The organism is Phycicoccus mangrovi (assembly GCF_018729305.1).
Classification (GTDB): Bacteria; Actinomycetota; Actinomycetes; order Actinomycetales; family Dermatophilaceae; genus Phycicoccus; species Phycicoccus jejuensis.
The window spans coordinates 25,736-41,471 of record NZ_JAHHWP010000006.1; the positions used below are offsets into that span (position 1 = coordinate 25,736).

Annotated in this window: 14 protein-coding genes and 1 riboswitch; of the genes, 3 read left to right on the top strand and 11 right to left on the bottom strand. The window is 75.2% G+C overall.

The features are described 5' to 3' along the window. Positions 1 to 1,482 (bottom strand): glutamate-cysteine ligase family protein, encoded by a 1,482-nt coding sequence (locus tag KMZ30_RS02765; protein ID WP_030529160.1) that lies wholly within the window; start codon positions 1,480 to 1,482, stop codon positions 1 to 3. Between the two features lie 92 nt (positions 1,483 to 1,574). Here KMZ30_RS02765 and KMZ30_RS02770 point away from each other — a divergent pair, with 92 nt between their 5' ends. Together KMZ30_RS02770 and KMZ30_RS22215 are read left to right on the top strand one after the other, a co-directional pair. After that, the gene (locus KMZ30_RS02770) at positions 1,575 to 2,747 is read left to right on the top strand and encodes an exonuclease SbcCD subunit D (protein WP_215511676.1); all 1,173 of its coding nucleotides are present in this window, start codon (positions 1,575 to 1,577) and stop codon (positions 2,745 to 2,747) included. Beyond that, complete coding sequence (locus KMZ30_RS22215; RefSeq protein WP_215519851.1) at positions 2,744 to 5,743, top strand: AAA family ATPase; 3,000 nt, start codon at positions 2,744 to 2,746, stop codon at positions 5,741 to 5,743. Before KMZ30_RS02770 ends, KMZ30_RS22215 begins: the two co-directional genes overlap by 4 nt. Before the next feature lie 4 nt (positions 5,744 to 5,747). On the opposite strand, the gene gcvP is transcribed toward KMZ30_RS22215, so the two are convergent. From gcvP to clsA, 10 genes are all read right to left on the bottom strand, one after another. Then, complete coding sequence (gene gcvP, locus KMZ30_RS02780; protein WP_215511674.1) at positions 5,748 to 8,624, bottom strand: aminomethyl-transferring glycine dehydrogenase; 2,877 nt, start codon at positions 8,622 to 8,624, stop codon at positions 5,748 to 5,750. A gap of 72 nt (positions 8,625 to 8,696) precedes the next feature. Next, positions 8,697 to 8,793, bottom strand: a riboswitch (glycine riboswitch). A 49-nt stretch (positions 8,794 to 8,842) separates the two neighbouring features. Then, positions 8,843 to 9,430, bottom strand: coding sequence for a MerR family transcriptional regulator (locus KMZ30_RS02785; RefSeq protein ID WP_215511673.1), 588 nt, complete (start codon positions 9,428 to 9,430; stop codon positions 8,843 to 8,845). A gap of 159 nt (positions 9,431 to 9,589) precedes the next feature. Beyond that, entirely contained in the window at positions 9,590 to 10,081 is a 492-nt protein-coding gene (locus KMZ30_RS02790) for a bifunctional nuclease family protein (RefSeq protein ID WP_215519852.1), read from the bottom strand. Further along, positions 10,078 to 10,806 (bottom strand): transcriptional regulator FtsR, encoded by a 729-nt coding sequence (ftsR, locus tag KMZ30_RS02795; RefSeq protein WP_215511672.1) that lies wholly within the window; start codon positions 10,804 to 10,806, stop codon positions 10,078 to 10,080. Before ftsR ends, KMZ30_RS02790 begins: the two co-directional genes overlap by 4 nt. Before the next feature lie 10 nt (positions 10,807 to 10,816). Then, positions 10,817 to 11,275 carry an FHA domain-containing protein gene (locus tag KMZ30_RS02800; RefSeq protein ID WP_030529153.1) on the bottom strand — a complete coding sequence of 153 codons (459 nt, stop codon included), beginning with the start codon at positions 11,273 to 11,275 and terminating at the stop codon, positions 10,817 to 10,819. A gap of 106 nt (positions 11,276 to 11,381) precedes the next feature. Next, positions 11,382 to 11,768, bottom strand: a complete 387-nt coding sequence (gene gcvH / locus KMZ30_RS02805) for a glycine cleavage system protein GcvH (RefSeq protein WP_030529152.1) — start codon at positions 11,766 to 11,768, stop codon at positions 11,382 to 11,384. Positions 11,769 to 11,795: 27 nt separating this feature from the next. Further along, on the bottom strand, positions 11,796 to 12,566 hold the full coding sequence (locus KMZ30_RS02810) for a DUF881 domain-containing protein (RefSeq protein ID WP_215511671.1): 771 nt from the start codon (positions 12,564 to 12,566) through the stop codon (positions 11,796 to 11,798). Continuing rightward, on the bottom strand, positions 12,563 to 12,895 hold the full coding sequence (locus KMZ30_RS02815) for a small basic family protein (protein ID WP_215511670.1): 333 nt from the start codon (positions 12,893 to 12,895) through the stop codon (positions 12,563 to 12,565). Before KMZ30_RS02815 ends, KMZ30_RS02810 begins: the two co-directional genes overlap by 4 nt. Next, a complete protein-coding gene (locus KMZ30_RS02820; protein ID WP_215511669.1) occupies positions 12,892 to 13,785 on the bottom strand; it encodes a DUF881 domain-containing protein in 894 nt (297 codons plus the stop codon). The genes KMZ30_RS02815 and KMZ30_RS02820 overlap by 4 nt, the downstream gene beginning before the upstream one ends. Further along, a complete protein-coding gene (gene clsA, locus KMZ30_RS02825; protein WP_215511668.1) occupies positions 13,782 to 14,378 on the bottom strand; it encodes a cardiolipin synthase ClsA in 597 nt (198 codons plus the stop codon). Before clsA ends, KMZ30_RS02820 begins: the two co-directional genes overlap by 4 nt. A gap of 83 nt (positions 14,379 to 14,461) precedes the next feature. Here clsA and KMZ30_RS02830 point away from each other — a divergent pair, with 83 nt between their 5' ends. Continuing rightward, positions 14,462 to 15,619, top strand: a complete 1,158-nt coding sequence (locus KMZ30_RS02830; RefSeq protein WP_215511667.1) for a MalY/PatB family protein — start codon at positions 14,462 to 14,464, stop codon at positions 15,617 to 15,619. Positions 15,620 to 15,736: the final 117 nt, after the last annotated feature.

A 15,736-nucleotide genomic window follows, 5' to 3' on the forward strand; every position in this document is an offset into this window, starting at 1 on the left:
CTACGGCAGCGGCCAGGTGTGCACCGGCTCGTTGGAGTCCATCAGCTCGGAGTAGCGGGCGAGCATCCGGCGCAGCGCGTCGCGGCGGCCGTGCCCCTGCGCCTCGAGGTGCTCGACGGTGCGGGTCTGCCACTCGGCGCCGTTGACACCGGTCGTGGCCCGGCCCTCGATGATGCCGAGGTAGCGCTCGCGCACGGCGTCCGAGACCCCCCACGACCGCAGCCCCTCGTGGGCCATCGGCAGCAGGTGGCGCAGGACGAGCTCGTCGGCCGAGACCTCGCCGAAGCCCGGCCAGTACAGGCGCGCGTCCATCCCCGAGCGGGCCGCCCGCTCGAAGTTGTCGGCGCACGCGGCGAAGCTCATCTTCGTCCACACCGGCCGGTCGGCGGCCGCGAGGTGGCGCACCGCGCCGTAGTAGAACGCGGCGTTCGCGAGGACGTCGGCGATCGTCGGGCCGGCGGGCAGGACGCGGTTCTCGACGCGCAGGTGCGGGGTGCCGCCGACGATGTCGTAGATCGGGCGGTTCCAGCGGTAGACCGTGCCGTTGTGCAGGCGCAGCTCCGCGAGCTCGGGCGCGACGCCGGCCTCGAGCTTGGCCATCGGGTCCTCGTCGGTGATCTCGGCGAGGAGGGTCGGGAAGTAGCGGACGTTCTCCTCGAACAGGTCGAAGATGGAGGTGATCCAGCGCTCGCCGAAGAAGACGCGCGGGCGCACGCCCTGGTTCTTCAGCTCGATGGGGCGGGTGTCGGTGGCCTGGCTGAACAGCTCGATGCGCGTCTCGGCGTGCAGCCGCTTGCCGAAGAAGTACGGGCTGTTGGCGGCCAGGGCCAGCTGCACCGACGACAGCGCCTGGGCCGCGTTCCAGTGCTGCGCGAACTCGTGCGGCGCGACCTGGAGGTGCAGCTGGACCGAGGTGCACGCCGACTCGGGGGCGATCGAGGAGCAGTACGTCGCCACCCGCTCCCCCGTCGGGCCCTCGATGTCGAGGTAGACGTCCTCGCCGCGGGCCAGGACGATCGAGTCGTTGAGCGCGGTGTAGCGGTTGTTCGCGCTGATCCAGTCGCCCTCGTAGTGCTCGGGCATGATCGTCGGGAGGATGCCGATCGCGACGATCTTCGAGCCCACCTCCTTGGCCGCCTGGTCGGCGGCGTTGAGGCTCTCGCGCAGGTCGTGCTCGAGCTCGATCGCGGAGTCGCCCGGCAGCGGCCGCGGCGGCACGTTGAGCTCGATGTTGTAGCGCGCCAGCTCGGTCTGGTAGCCGGGGTCCGCGATGGCCTCGAGGACGGCCGCGTTGTGGAAGTGCGGGTCCTGCTGCTCGTCGACGAGGTTGAGCTCGATCTCGAGACCGGTCATCGGCCGGTCGAACTCGAACGAGCTCGTCGTGAGCATCCGCTCGAAGACGTCGAGGTTCTGCCGCACCTTCTCGCGGTACCGCTGACGCTCCTCGCGCGAGTAGCTCTGCGCCGTGACCTCCGCACCCATGACGACAACCAACCACATCCGGTGGGGGCGCGGAAGCCGGAGCCGCGTTTCGGTCCACGGGGCTGTCGGGGGTGTCTCCTAGCGTGGACCCCGTGCGGTTCCTCCACACCTCCGACTGGCACCTGGGACGCTCGTTCCACGGGGTCGGGCTCCTCGCTGCCCAGGCGGCCCACCTCGACCACCTCGTCGAGGTCGTGCGCGCCGAGCGGGTCGACGCCGTCCTCGTCAGCGGCGACGTCTACGACCGGGCGATGCCGGCTCCCGACACGGTCGCGCTGCTGTCGCAGACCCTCGAGCGGGTCGTCGACGCGGGTGCGCAGGTCGTCGTCTCCAGCGGCAACCACGACTCGGCGGTGCGGCTCGGGTTCGCCTCGGGCCTGCTCGAGCGCGCCGGCGTGCACATCCGCACCTCCGTCGCCGACGTCGGCCGGCCGGTGCTCGTCGGCGACGTCGCCGTCCACCCCCTCCCCTACCTCGAGCCCGCCCTCGTCGCCGACGCCCTCGGTGCCCCCGAGCGCACCCACGCCGCGGTGCTCCGGGCGGCCCTCGACCGCGTGCGCGCCGACGCGGCGACCCGCGGCGGGCGCACCGTCGTCATGGCCCACGCCTTCGTCTCCGGGGGGTTCTCCAGCGACTCCGAGCGCGACATCTCGGTCGGCGGGGTGGCCGCCGTGCCGCTCGACGTCCTCGACGGGGTCGACTACGCGGCCCTCGGGCACCTGCACGGGCGCCAGCGCGTCTCCGACACCGTGCGCTACAGCGGCTCCCCCGTCGCCATGAGCTTCAGCGAGCACAGCCACCGCAAGGGTGCCCTGCTCGTCGACCTCGGCGGGGCGGAGCTCGTCGCCACCGAGGTCGACGCGCCGGTGGAGCGTCCCCTCGCGGTGCTGCGCGGCACCCTCGAGGACCTGCTCGCCGACCCGCGGCACACGCCGGCGGAGCGCGCGTGGTGCCAGGTGACACTCACCGACCCCGCCCGCCCGCTCGGGGCGATGGAGCGGGTGCGCCGGCGCTTCCCGCACACCCTCGAGCTGCGCTTCGAGCCCGAGGGCGCCGCCGTGCCGCTGCGCTCCTACGCGGCGCGGGTGCAGGCGGCCTCCGTCGTCGACGTCTGCTGCGACTTCCTCGACCACGTCCGGGGCGGGCGCCCCGCCGACGAGGAGGAGCGAGGGCTGCTCGACGAGGCCGTCACCGCGGCGCGCGTCGCGCGCGGCCTCGCCGACGACGAGGGCGTCGCCTCGAGCCGGGGAGCGGGCGCGGCGTGAGGATCCACCGCCTCCAGGTCCAGGCCTTCGGGCCCTTCGCCGGGCGGGTCGACGTCGACCTCGACGCCGCCGCCTCGGCGGGGCTCTTCCTCGTCCACGGCCCGACCGGGGCCGGCAAGACCAGCCTCCTCGACGCCGTCTGCTTCGCCCTCTACGCCGACGTCCCGGGCAGCCGCTCGCGGCGCTCGCTGCGCTCCGACCACGCCGACCCCGGGACCCCGCCCGAGGTCGTCCTCGAGGTGACGGTCGCCGGCCGGCGGCTGCGCATCACCCGCTCCCCCGAGTGGTACCGCCCCAAGCGGCGCGGCGACGGCACGACCCGGGTGCAGCCCTCGGTCGTCCTCGAGGCGCTGCGGTCCGGGCGCTGGGAGGCGCTGAGCACCCGGCACGACGAGGTCGCCGACGTCGTCAAGGACCTGCTCGGGATGGGCCTGCAGCAGTTCTCCACCGTCGTGCTGCTCCCCCAGGGCGAGTTCGCGCGCTTCCTGCGCGCCGAGCCCGAGGAGCGACGCGCGCTGCTCGAGCGGCTCTTCGACATCGGCGTGTACTCCGACGTCGAGCAGTGGCTGGCCGACACCCGTCGCACCGGCGCCGCGGAGCTCGACGAGGCCCGCTCGGCGCTGGACGCCGACCTGCTGCGGCTCGCGGACGCCCTCGAGCCGCTCGCGACGGCCGACGCCGACACCGCCCTCGCCGAGGGCCCCCTCGAGCAGCTGGCGGACCGGCTCGGTGCCGTCACCGCCGACCTCGCCGAGCGCCTCACCGGCTCGCTGGCCGCCCTCGACACGTCCGAGGGCGCCGAGGGCGCCGCCCAGCAGGCGCTCGCCGACGGCCGGGCCGTCGCCGCGGCCCGCGCCCGGGGCGAGGCGGCCAAGGCCCGGCTCGACGCGCTGGAGGCCGCCGCCCCCGAGCACGAGGCACGCACCAGGCGGCTCGAGGCCGCCGACCGCGCCGCCGGCCTGCGCGGCCACCTCGCCGCGGTCGAGCGGCTCGGGCGCGAGGCCACCGACCTCGAGCGCGCCGTGGGGGACGGCCGTCGCCGCGTCGCGGACCTCGGGGTCGAGGCCGGCGACGACGCCGACCTCCTCGCCGAGCGGGTCGCCGCCCTCGACGACACCGTCGCCGCCGTCGCCCGGCACACCGAGGCCGCTCGCGACCTCGCCACGGCGCTGGCGGAGGGCACCGCCCGGGCCGAGACCCTCCGGGCCCGCCACGCGCGGCTCCTGCTCGACCTCCCGACCGCGCGCACGCTCGCCGCGGACGCCGCCGCCCTCGTCACCCGGCTCAGCGTCGAGGGCGGGCGCACCACCGACCTCGGCGCCGCGGTCGCCGAGGAGGAGCGCCGGCTCGCCCTGCTCGACGAGGTCGAGGCCGACCGCGCCGTGCGCGCCGCCCTCGACCCGGCGCTGCTCGCGGCCCGCGAGGCCCTCTCCGACCGGCTCGCGGAGCTCATCGCGCTGCGCCAGCGCCGCCTCGACGAGATGGCTGCCGAGCTCGCGACCGCGCTCGCCGACGGGGAGCCGTGCCCGGTCTGCGGCGGCACCGAGCACCCGCGGCCCGCCCACGCCACGGACCCCGTCACACCGCAGCAGCTGGCCGCCGCCGAGGACGAGGCCGCCGCCGCGCGCGCCACGCTCTCCGGGCTCGAGGCCCGCGCGGGCGCCCTCGACGCCGCCGTCCGCACCCGCCTCGAGGTGCTCGACGGCGCCGACCGCGCCACGGTCGTGGCGGCGCGCGACGCGGCCACCGCGTCCCTCGCGCAGGCCCGCGCCGCCGAGCAGCGCCTCGCCGAGGCCACCGCCGAGCAGGCCCGGGCCGCGGCCGAGGCCGACCGCCTGTCCGCCCTCGTCGAGCAGACCGCGACGGCGCTCGGCACGCTCGAGGAGCGGCTCGGCGAGGTCACCGCCGAGGCCGAGGCCGTCCGCGACCGGCTGTCCGAGGGCCTCGCCGCGCACGCCGACTGCCCGTGCCGCGGCACCGAGCCCGCCCACCACCGGTCCGTGCACCGGCTGCTCACGTCCCTCGCGCGGGAGCAGGAGGCCCTGGCGGCCGCGCACCAGCGCCGGGACGAGGCGGCCGCCGCCCTCGAGGCCGCCCTCGACGAGGCCGGGTTCGCCGCCGTCGACGACGTGGCCGCCGCGCTCCTCCCGGTCGCCGAGACGGACCGGCTGCGCGACCTCGTCCTCGCGCACGGCCGCGACCGCGCCGCCGCCCTCGCCGTGCTCGACGACCCTGACGTCGCGGCCGCCCTCGCCTCCCCGGCACCCGACCTCGCGGCGCTGGTCGAGGCCCACGGCGCCGCCCGGCGCGCCGTCCTCGCCGGCAGCGCGGCCCACGACGTCCTCGTGCGCGCCGGCCGCGCCCTGGACCGCCTGCGCCCCGCGCTGGCGGAGCAGGCCGCGCTCGTCGTCCGCCTCGCCGAGCGCCACGCGCGGGTGCGCGACCTCGCCGACACCGTCGCCGGGACCGGCGCGGACAACACCCTGCGGATGCGCCTCAGCGCGTTCGTGCTCGCCGCCCGCCTCGAGAAGGTCGCCGCCCTGGCCAACGAGCGGCTCGCCGTCATGGGCGCCGGCCGCTACCTGCTCGAGCACTCCGACGACCGCGCGGCGCGCGGCGCGCGGTCCGGGCTCGGCCTCAAGGTCCTCGACCAGTGGACCGGCCGCGTCCGCGACACCGCCACGCTCTCCGGCGGCGAGGCGTTCATGGCCTCCCTCGCCCTCGCGCTCGGCCTCGCCGACGCCGTCCGCGAGGAGGTCGGCGGGCTCGACCTCGGCACGCTCTTCGTCGACGAGGGGTTCGGCAGCCTCGACGACGACAGCCTCGAGCAGGTCGTCTCGGTGCTCGACGGGCTGCGCGAGGGCGGACGCGCCGTCGGCGTCGTCAGCCACGTCGCCGACCTGCGCTCGCGCATCACCCACCAGGTCGTCGTGACCAAGGGGGTGTCCGGGAGCGGCGTCACCGTCCGTGCCGGTGACGCCGCCCCCGCGGCCTAGGGCCTCAGTCCTCGAACGCCTCCGGCGAGGGGCACGAGCAGATGAGGTGCCGGTCGCCGTACGCGCCGTCGATGCGGCGCACCGGCGGCCAGTACTTCGCCGTCGCGTCGACGCCGTCGGGGTAGGCGGCGGTCCTCCGGTCGTACGGGTGGTCCCACTCCCCCACGAGGGAGACGGCCGTGTGCGGCGCCTGGCGCAGCACGCTGTCGGCGACGGCCACCGAACCCGCGGCGACCTCGTCGATCTCGCGGCGGATGGCGATCATCGCGTCGCAGAACCGGTCGATCTCCTGGAGGTCCTCGCTCTCGGTCGGCTCGACCATGAGCGTGCCCGCGACGGGGAAGGACATCGTCGGGGCGTGGAAGCCGAAGTCGACGAGGCGCTTGGCGACGTCGTCGACGGTGACGCCGGTCTCCTTCGTGATGCCCCGCAGGTCGAGGATGCACTCGTGGGCGACGAGGCCGCCGGCGCCGGAGTAGAGCACCGGGTAGTGGTCGCGCAGCCGCGCGGCGACGTAGTTGGCGTTGAGGACGGCGACCTCGGTCGCGTGGCGCAGGCCCTCGCCGCCCATGAGCCGGACGTACGCCCACGAGATCGGCAGGATGCTCGCCGAGCCGTACGGCGCCGCCGCGACCGGGCCGACGCCGGTCTCGGGGCCGGCCGCCGCGTCGAGCGGGTGGTTCGGCAGGTACGGCGCGAGGTGCTCGCGGCACGCGACCGGGCCGACGCCGGGGCCACCGCCGCCGTGCGGGATGCAGAAGGTCTTGTGCAGGTTGAGGTGCGAGACGTCCGCCCCGAACCTGCCCGGCCGGGCGAGCCCGACGAGCGCGTTGAGGTTGGCGCCGTCGACGTAGACCTGGCCGCCGGCGTCGTGGACGAGCCCGCAGAGCTCGGTGATCGTGTCCTCGAAGACCCCGTGCGTCGAGGGGTAGGTGACCATGATCGCGGCGAGGGTGTCGCGGTGCTGCTCGATCTTGGCGCGCAGGTCGTCGAGGTCGACGTTGCCCGACACCGGGTCGGTGCCGACGACGACGACCTTCATCCCCGCCATGACCGCGCTCGCGGCGTTCGTGCCGTGGGCGCTGCTCGGGATGAGGCAGACGCGACGCGCGTCGTCGCCGTTCGCGCGGTGGTAGGCGGCGATGGCCAGCAGACCGGAGAGCTCGCCCTGGCTGCCCGCGTTCGGCTGCAGCGAGACCGCGTCGTACCCGGTGACCTCGCAGAGCCACTCCGAGAGCTCGTCGACGAGGCCGCGGATGCCGCGGGTCTGCTCGTGCGGCGCGAAGGGGTGCAGGTTCGCGAACTCGGGCCAGGTGACCGCGACCATCTCGGTCGTCGCGTTGAGCTTCATCGTGCAGGAGCCGAGCGGGATCATCCCGCGGTCGAGCGCGAAGTCGCGGTCGGCGAGCCGGCGCAGGTAGCGCAGCATCGCGGTCTCGGAGCGGTGCGCCGAGAAGACCGGGTGGGTGAGGTACTCGGAGGTGCGCACGAGCGCCTCGGGCCACGCCGGCGCGGCGACCTCGACCCGCTCGGGGGCCGTGGCGCCGAGGGCGCGGGCCACCTTCCCCAGCACGGTCGTGTCGGTGGTCTCGTCGACGCTCAGCCAGACGGTGTCGTCGTCGTGCTGCCAGAGGTTGACCCCCTCGGCGAGGGCTGCGGCCACGACGGTGTCGGCACGCCCCGGCACGTGCAGCGCGAGGGTGTCGAAGAACGGCACGTCGGCGACCTCGACGCCGGCGGCGCGCAGCGCCTCGGCGAGGGCCACGGCGTGCGCGTGCACCCGCAGCGCGATGGCGCGCAGGCCGTCGGGGCCGTGGTAGACCGCGTACATGCTCGCCATGACGGCGAGCAGCACCTGCGCGGTGCAGATGTTCGAGGTCGCCTTCTCGCGACGGATGTGCTGCTCGCGGGTCTGGAGGGCCAGGCGGTAGGCCGGCGCGCCGTCGGCGTCGACGGAGACGCCGACGAGACGGCCGGGCAGCGTGCGCTCGAGCCCGGCACGCACGCTCATGTAACCGGCGTGCGGGCCACCGAAGCCCATCGGCACCCCGAAGCGCTGGGTCGTGCCGACGGCGACGTCGGCGCCCCACTCCCCCGGCGGGGTGGCGAGGGTGAGGGCGAGCAGGTCGGCGGCGGCGGTGACGAGCGCGCCGGCCGCGTGCGCGGCGTCGGCGACGGCCCGCAGGTCGTGGAGGCGGCCGTCCGCGGCCGGGTACTGGAGCAGGACGCCGAAGACGTCGCGGTCGCCGGCGGCGGTGCGCAGCGCCTCGGCCGACCCCACCTCGGTGAGGTCGGCGACGACGACGTCGAGCCCGAGCGGCACGGCGCGGGTGCGCACGACGGCGAGCGTCTGCGGGAAGACGGCCGCGTCGACGAGCAGCACGGCGTCGCCGGCGGCCTTCGAGGAGCGGCGCATCAGCGTCATCGCCTCGGCCGCCGCGGTGCCCTCGTCGAGCAGCGAGGCGCCGGCGGTCGGCAGGCCGGTGAGGTCGGCGACGACGGTCTGGAAGTTGAGGAGCGCCTCGAGGCGGCCCTGCGAGATCTCGGGCTGGTAGGGCGTGTAGGCCGTGTACCAGGCGGGGTTCTCGAGGACGTTGCGCTGGATGACGGCCGGCGTCAGGGTGCCGTAGTACCCGAGGCCCATGAGCGACGGGACGACGCGGTTGCGGGCCGCGACCTCGCCCAGCTCGCCGATGACGGCCGCCTCGGAGCCGGCGGCCTCGACGTCGAGGACGCCCTCGAACCGGATGCCGTCCGGCACGGCGGCGGCGAGGAGGTCCTCGAGCGACTCGCGCCCGACGACCTTGAGCATCCCGGCGAGGTCGGACTCGCGGGGGCCGATGTGGCGGGCGGCGAAGGCGGGAAGGGCTGGCGTGCTCACGAAGGTCCTCCGGAGGGCAGACGATGCTGGCGTCCTCCCCCTCTGTCGGGTCGGTGGACCCTCCAGAGGTGCCTGTCCCGTGCGGTCCCTTGCGCCTGAGAGGTTCTGGGGAGAATTGCCCCTTCGGCGCCCCGGCCGGCAGTGCCGGGGACTCTCCCGCACGGTGTGAGCGGCAGGCTCAACCTACCACCGGCGGTGCCGGCGGCCGGGGCGGCGGATCAGGCGAGGCGCGCGATGCGGCGGGCGCCGAGCTCGTCGCCCGGCTGGACCGCCTCGGCGCCGCCCTCGGACGCGGCGCGCTCGCTCGGCAGGTCCGAGAGCGTGCCCTCGACCTCGCGCCAGACCTTGCCGACAGCGATGCCGAACACGCCCTGGCCGCCCTGGAGCAGGTCGATGACCTCGTCGTTCGAGGTGCACTCGTAGACCGAGGCGCCGTCGCTCATGAGGGTGATGCCGGCGAGGTCGTCGACCCCGCGGGCGCGCAGCACGGTGATGGCGCCACGGATCTGCTGGAGCGAGACCCCGGTGTCGAGGAGGCGCTTGACGACCTTGAGCACGAGGATGTCGCGGAAGCCGTACAGGCGCTGCGTGCCGGAGCCGCCGGCCGAGCGGACCGAGGGCTCGACGAGCCCGGTGCGCGCCCAGTAGTCGAGCTGGCGGTAGGTGATGCCCGCCGCCTTGCACGCGGTGGGGCCGCGGTAGCCGACCTCGTCGTCGAGCTGGGGCAGGTCGTCGGCGAACAGCACGCCCTGCGCGACGACGGGCGCGGGGGTGCCGCCCTGTCGCGCTTCTCCGGTGGAGCCCACGCCTACCTCCTGATGGTGCCGGGTGCTCCGGACGACGATACGCCCGGGAATGACATCGACGTCACTCTCCCGGCCACTTCTGTGACTGGTGTGACAGTAGGGGCGGCTGTGACGGCGGTCAACGACCGCGGGCCCCGCACGCTCACCGGCGTGTCGCGGTCAGGACCCCGTCTCGGTGTCGAAGTCGTCGGCGGAGACGTCCTCGAGGAAGGCCTTGAACTTCTCGACCTCGTCGTCCTCGCTCTCGGCCATCTCGACCCCGGCCTCGTCGAGGAGCGCCTCCTCGGCGACGATGTCGGCGCCGGCGCGCAGCGCGAGGGCGATGGCGTCCGAGGAGCGGGAGTCGATCGTCGTGCCGCCGGCCTCGCCGCCGCCGTCGATGTCGAGCGCGGCGTGGAACGCGCCGTCCTGGAGCGAGACGATCCGCACCCGGGTCAGCGTGTGCCCGAGGTCGTCGATGACGGTGCGCGCCAGGTCGTGGGTGAGCGGGCGCGGGGGCACGACACCCTGCTGGGCGTACGCGATCGCCGTGGCCTCCGCCGCGCCGATCCAGATCGGCAGGTAGCGGACACCGTCGCGCTCCCTGAGCAGGACGATCGGCTGGTTGCCCGGCATCTCGACCCGCACGCCGAGGACGTCCATGAGCTTCACCCCGTCACCGTACCCCGCGACCCCGACGCCGTGCCGGGCCGCTCGGCCGGGGTGTCGAGGCCGGCGCGCACGAGCGCGGTGTGGAGGGTGAGGACGAGGTGGGTCACCTCGGCGGCCGCGCGGCGCCGGTCCTCGCCGCGCAGGCCGCCGGTCACCTGCTCGACGAGCCCGACCTCGCGGTCGGCCGCGGTCCGCGCCGCGCGCAGGTGCCGGGCCTCGACGCCGAAGCGGGCCAGGCCGGCGGCCGCCCGCGCGGCCCGCAGGTCCTCGCTCCCGTGCATCCTGTCGGCCCCGGGGCGCAGCAGCCCGTGGTCGAGGAGGTCGGCGACGAGGCCGTCGTCCAGGCCTGCGGCGCTCGCGAGCTCGGTCCGGGTCAGCCGGAGCGGGGTGCCGGTCTCGACGAGCTCGGCGACGGGTGGCACGGCGGGGTCCGGGGCGGGGTCGGGCACGACCGGCGGGCGCCCCGGGCCGTCCGGGACCAGGCCGCGCTCGAGGGCCTCGAGCGAGTCCTTGATGACCCGCAGCGGCCAGAACAGGTCGCGCTGGGCCCGCAGGACGTAGCGCAGCCGCTCGACGTCGGCCTCGGTGTAGCGCCGGTAGCCCGACCCGGTGCGCTCGGGCGTCACGAGGCCCTCGGCCTCGAGGAAGCGCACCTTGGAGACGGTGACGTCCGGGAAGTCCTCGGCGAGGGCCGCGACGACCGCCCCGATGGTCAGGGGTCGCACGGCGGGGACGTCAGGCCTGGGCCGAGGCGTAGAAGACGAGCCGGAACTTGCCGATCTGCACCTCGTCGCCCGTCGACAGCTCCGCCTCGTCGACGAGGTCCCGGTTGACGTACGTCCCGTTGAGCGAGCCCACGTCGCGCACGACGAAGGTCCCGCCGGAGCGCTGGAAGACCGCGTGCCGGCGCGAGACCGTCACGTCGTCGAGGAAGATGTCGCTGTCGGGGTGGCGACCGGAGACGACCTCGTCGTCGTCGAGGAGGAAGCGCGCGCCGGTGTTCGGCCCGCGGAGCACCACGAGGAGGGCCGTGCCCGCCCGCAGCGCCTCGACGGTGGCGAGGTCCGCCTTCGTGAGGACGTGCTCGGCCTCGCTCTGCGGCTCGACCCGGGTCCCCTCGACCGCCTGCAGGCGCATCGTCGTGGGCTCGGGAACGGGCGGCTGCTGCTGCTCGCCGCGCTCGTCGCCAGTCATGTCGTCCTACCACCCTCTCCGTCGGCGGTCGCCGGGACCTGCCACCCTAGATCACGTCGGCGCGGAAGTCCCGGTCCCGGGGGAAACCGGTTGCGCAGGGCAGCGATCAGGAGAGCTGGGCGCGGTAGGCGTCGACGTCGAGCAGCGCGGCGACGGCCGCGGCGTCCGACGGCCGCAGCTCGTACATCCAGCCCTCGCCGTAGGGGTCGGAGTTGACGAGCTCCGGGGTGGCGTCGAGGGCGTCGTTGACCGCCGTGACCTCGCCGGCGACCGGCGCGTAGAGGTCGCTGACCGACTTCGTGGACTCGACCTCGCCGCAGGTGTCGCCCGCGACGACGGAGTCGCCGACCGCCGGCAGGCTGACGTACACGACGTCGCCGAGGGCCTCCTGCGCGAAGGCGGTGATGCCGATGCGCACGACCCCGTCCTCCTCGCGGACCCACTCGTGCTCGGCGGTGTAGCGCAGGCCGGCGGGGTACTCGAGGTCGCTCATGGTTCTCCTGTCTCGGACGCGGTCGCGTCAGGGGGTGCTCGTGGGTACGGGGCGAGCGTACTGAGGCGTGGTGACGCTCAGCAACGCGTCGACCTCCACCTCGTCGCGGATGTCGACGGAGGCCTCGGCGCCGACCCGGCGCGCGGTGGCCGTCACGCCGCCGGGGATCTGCATGGCCCCGGCGAGGGTGTTGGGGTCGCCGATCGCCCGGATGACGTAGGGCGGCGTCACCTCGGACCCGGACACCGAGATGCCGCCGCCCTCGGTGTCGGCGAACCACGTCGAGGCCACGACGCGGACGTCACCGACCTGGATCGCCTCGGCGCCGGCGGCCCGCAGCTCCTGGACGGCGTCGAGGAGGAGGTTCTGGCGGACGAGGCGCTGCGGGTCCTCGATGCGCAGGAGGATGCCCGGGCCCTTCGCCGGCGCCGTGCCCGCGAGGATGCCGAGGGCGTCGAGGCGCTCCTGGGCGGCGCGCTGCGCCTCCTGCTCACCGGTCGTGCGGCTCTTGAGCAGCTCGAGGGAGGACTGGAGGTCGCGGACCTCGCCGGAGAGCTGGTCGCCGTCCTGGTCGACGTCGGAGAGGATGCGCACGAGCTCGTCCTCGCGGAGGGTCTCCAGACCCTGGAGCGAGGTCTGGCGCACCTGGGCGATGATCGCGAACCCGAGCGCCAGCGCGAGGAGCATCGCGAGGAGGTTGGAGCGGCTCGGGCGCGGCGAGCCCGCGCGGCGCAGCCGGGCCCACGCGTGGCGCGCGTCCCGGGGTCCCGTCGGGGTGGAGTCGTGCGGCTCGCTCATGCGTCGAACAGGTGGCGCCGGATGGACGCGACGTTGGAGAAGATCCGGACGCCGAGGACGACGACGACGCCGGTCGAGAGCTGGCTGCCGACCCCGAGCTTGTCGCCGAGGAAGACGATGAACGCGGCGACGACGACGTTGGAGAGGAACGAGACGACGAAGACCTTGTCGCTGAAGATGCCGTCGAGGATGGCGCGCACCGCCCCGAAGACCGCGTCGAGGGCGGCGATGACGGCGATCGGCAGGTAGGGCTGGAGCCACACCGGGACGGTGGGCTGCAGGAGCAGACCGACGAGCACGCCGATGGCCAGGCCGAGGGCTGGGATCACGACGGGCCGTCCTCCTGGTCGGTGCGGGCCCCGCTGGTCGGGGACGCCCCAGTATCCACCGGTTCCGCGAAGCGCAGCGTGAGGCGCCGGCCGGCGGGCACGGACAGGTCCTCCCGGGGCACGTCGGTGTCGGCGCGGATGCCGAACGTGGAGTGCAGGGTCGACAAATAGCTGCCGCCCACGCCGTCGGCGAACGCGGCGGGCATCCGCTGCGGGTCGCCGATGGCGGTGATCCGGTAGGGCCGGGCGAGCGGCCGGAAGTCGACGACGAGCGCCGACCCCGCGAAGCGGATGGCCGACACCGACGTCATCCGGTTGCCGTTGATGCTCACCGCCTCGGCGCCCGCCTGCCAGAGCGCGTTGACGACGTACTGGAGGTCCTTGGACAGCACGCGCTGCTCCTCGGTGCCGTCGGTGCCGTCCCCCGTGTCGCCCGCCGGGGCGTCGTCGAGCGTCACGACCATCCCCGGACCGGTCATCGCGGACGCCCCCACGGACTCCGCGAGGACCCGTCCGCGGGCGCCGCCGGCCGCCGACGGGCCGAGCTGGGCGGCCTCGAGCGTCGACACCTCGGCCTGCAGGCGCAGCTGCTGCGCCGACAGCTGCTCGACCTGCGTCCGGCGCTCCTCGATCTGGCGCACGAGGTCGGCCCGGGCCGCGGAGCGCGGCGTGTCCGGGGCGGTGAGGTTGGAGGCGGCCACCCCGACGACGAGCCCGAGGGCGAGCGTGGCGGCGAGCAGCCGGGGCGCGCGCAGCGACGTCGAGCCCGGCAGGCCGGCCGCCTCGCGCCGGGCCGCCGCGGCGGCGTACCCCGGGTCGAGCGGGCGCTCCATCATCGTCCGGATCAGCGTCATCGACGCGTCCGGTCGGCGCTCGCCCGCGGCGCTCACGCCGGGACCGCCCGCTCGTGGGCGAGGAGGTGGCGCAGCTGCGCGGCGTAGATGAACGCCGAGAGCCAGTACAGGACGATCCCCCACCACGCGAAGCCCCAGCCCACCGGCTCGGCGACGCGCGCCAGGGTGCCGTCGCCGTCGGCGAGCAGGAGCAGCGGGAAGGCGTAGAGGAGGTTGAAGGTCGCGGCCTTGCCGGCGAAGTGCACGGGCAGCCCGACCCAGCCGTGGCGCTTGGCCACGAGGACGACGACGGCCATGAACGCCTCGCGGGCGAAGAGGACGACGACGACCCACCACGGGAGAATGTCGCGGTAGGCGAGGCCGAGGAGCGTCGAGGCGATGTAGAGCCGGTCCGCGACGGGGTCGAGCAGCTGACCGAGGCGCGACTCCAGGCCCCAGGCCCGGGCGATCTTGCCGTCGAGGTAGTCGGTGACGCCCGACGCCATGAGGAGCACGAGCGCGAGGACGTCGTGCTCGGTGACGATGGCCCAGAGGAAGACGGGCACGCCGACCAGCCGGAGCGAGCTGAGGACGTTGGGGAGGGTGAGGACCCGGGTGCTGGCCGGTGCCGGGGACCCCTCGTGCGTCATGCGCGCCACTGTATGGGGTGGCGGCCGGTCGGCGCGCCGTCGCCCCGCCGGTCGGCCGCGGGTCCGCGACCTAGGGTGGCGGGATGACGACCACGAGCATCCTGGGGGCCTCCGAGGCGGAGCTGCGGCGCGACCGCACGAGCGTCAAGTGGCTCGCCTACCCGCCCGACGTCCTGCCCCTGTGGGTGGCCGAGATGGACTGCGACCCCTGCCCCGCGGTCGCCGACGCCGTCGCGTCCGCGGTCTCGCGCGGCGACACCGGCTACGGCTGGGCCCCCCGCTACGCCGGCGAGGTGGCGCGCTACGCCGGCGAGACGTGGGGCTGGGACGTCGACCCGTCCTCGATGCTCGTCGTCACCGACGTGATGATCGGCGCGAGCGAGGTGCTGCGGATGCTCACCGACGAGCGCGGCGCGGTCGTCGTCTCGCCGCCGGTGTACGACTCCTTCTTCGGCTTCGTCGACGCCATCGGCCGGCGGCGGGTCGACGCCCCGCTCGGTGCGGACGGGCGGCTGGACCCGGAGGCGCTGCGGGCGGCGTTCCGCGAGGCGACCGCCGGCGGCGGCCGCGTCGGCTACCTCCTGTGCAACCCGCAGAACCCGACCGGGACGGTCCACTCCCCCGACGAGCTCGCGACCCTCGCCGCGCTGGCCCGCGAGTTCGGTGTGCGCGTCGTCGCCGACGAGATCCACGCGCCGCTCGTCCACGACGACGGGCCCGCGTTCACCCCCTATCTCACCGTCCCCGGCGCCGAGGACGCCTTCGCGGTCTTCTCGCCGTCGAAGGGCTGGAACCTCGCCGGCCTCAAGTCCGCGGTCGTCGTCGCCGGCCCGCAGGCCCGGGACGACCTCGCGCGGCTGCCCGAGGTCCACACCCACGGCAGCTCGCACCTCGGCGAGATCGCGCACGTCGCCGCGATGCGCGACGGCCTCGACTGGCACGCCCGGCTGCGCGCCGAGCTGACGGCCAACCGCGACCTCGTCGGCCGGCTGCTCGCCGAGCACCTGCCCGGGGTGCGGTGGACGGTGCCGCAGGCCACCTACCTGGGCTGGCTCGACTGCCGGACGCTCGACCTCGGCGACGACCCCGCCACCGCCTTCCGCGAGCGGGGCCGGGTCGCCCTCGGCTCCGGGCCGCGCTACGGGGCGCAGGCCGGCCGCGGCTTCGTCCGGCTCAACTTCGCCACCTCGCCCGCCATCCTCGAGGAGGCCGTCCGGCGGATGGCCACCGTGGTCGGCTGACCGGCAGCGGGTAGGTCGGGCTGACCGGACGCCGCGCTCCTGCCCCGCTCGTCCCTCGCGGGGCACTCGCGCTCCCCGCATCCGGTCAGGCCCGGCACGGCGAAGGGCCCGACCGTG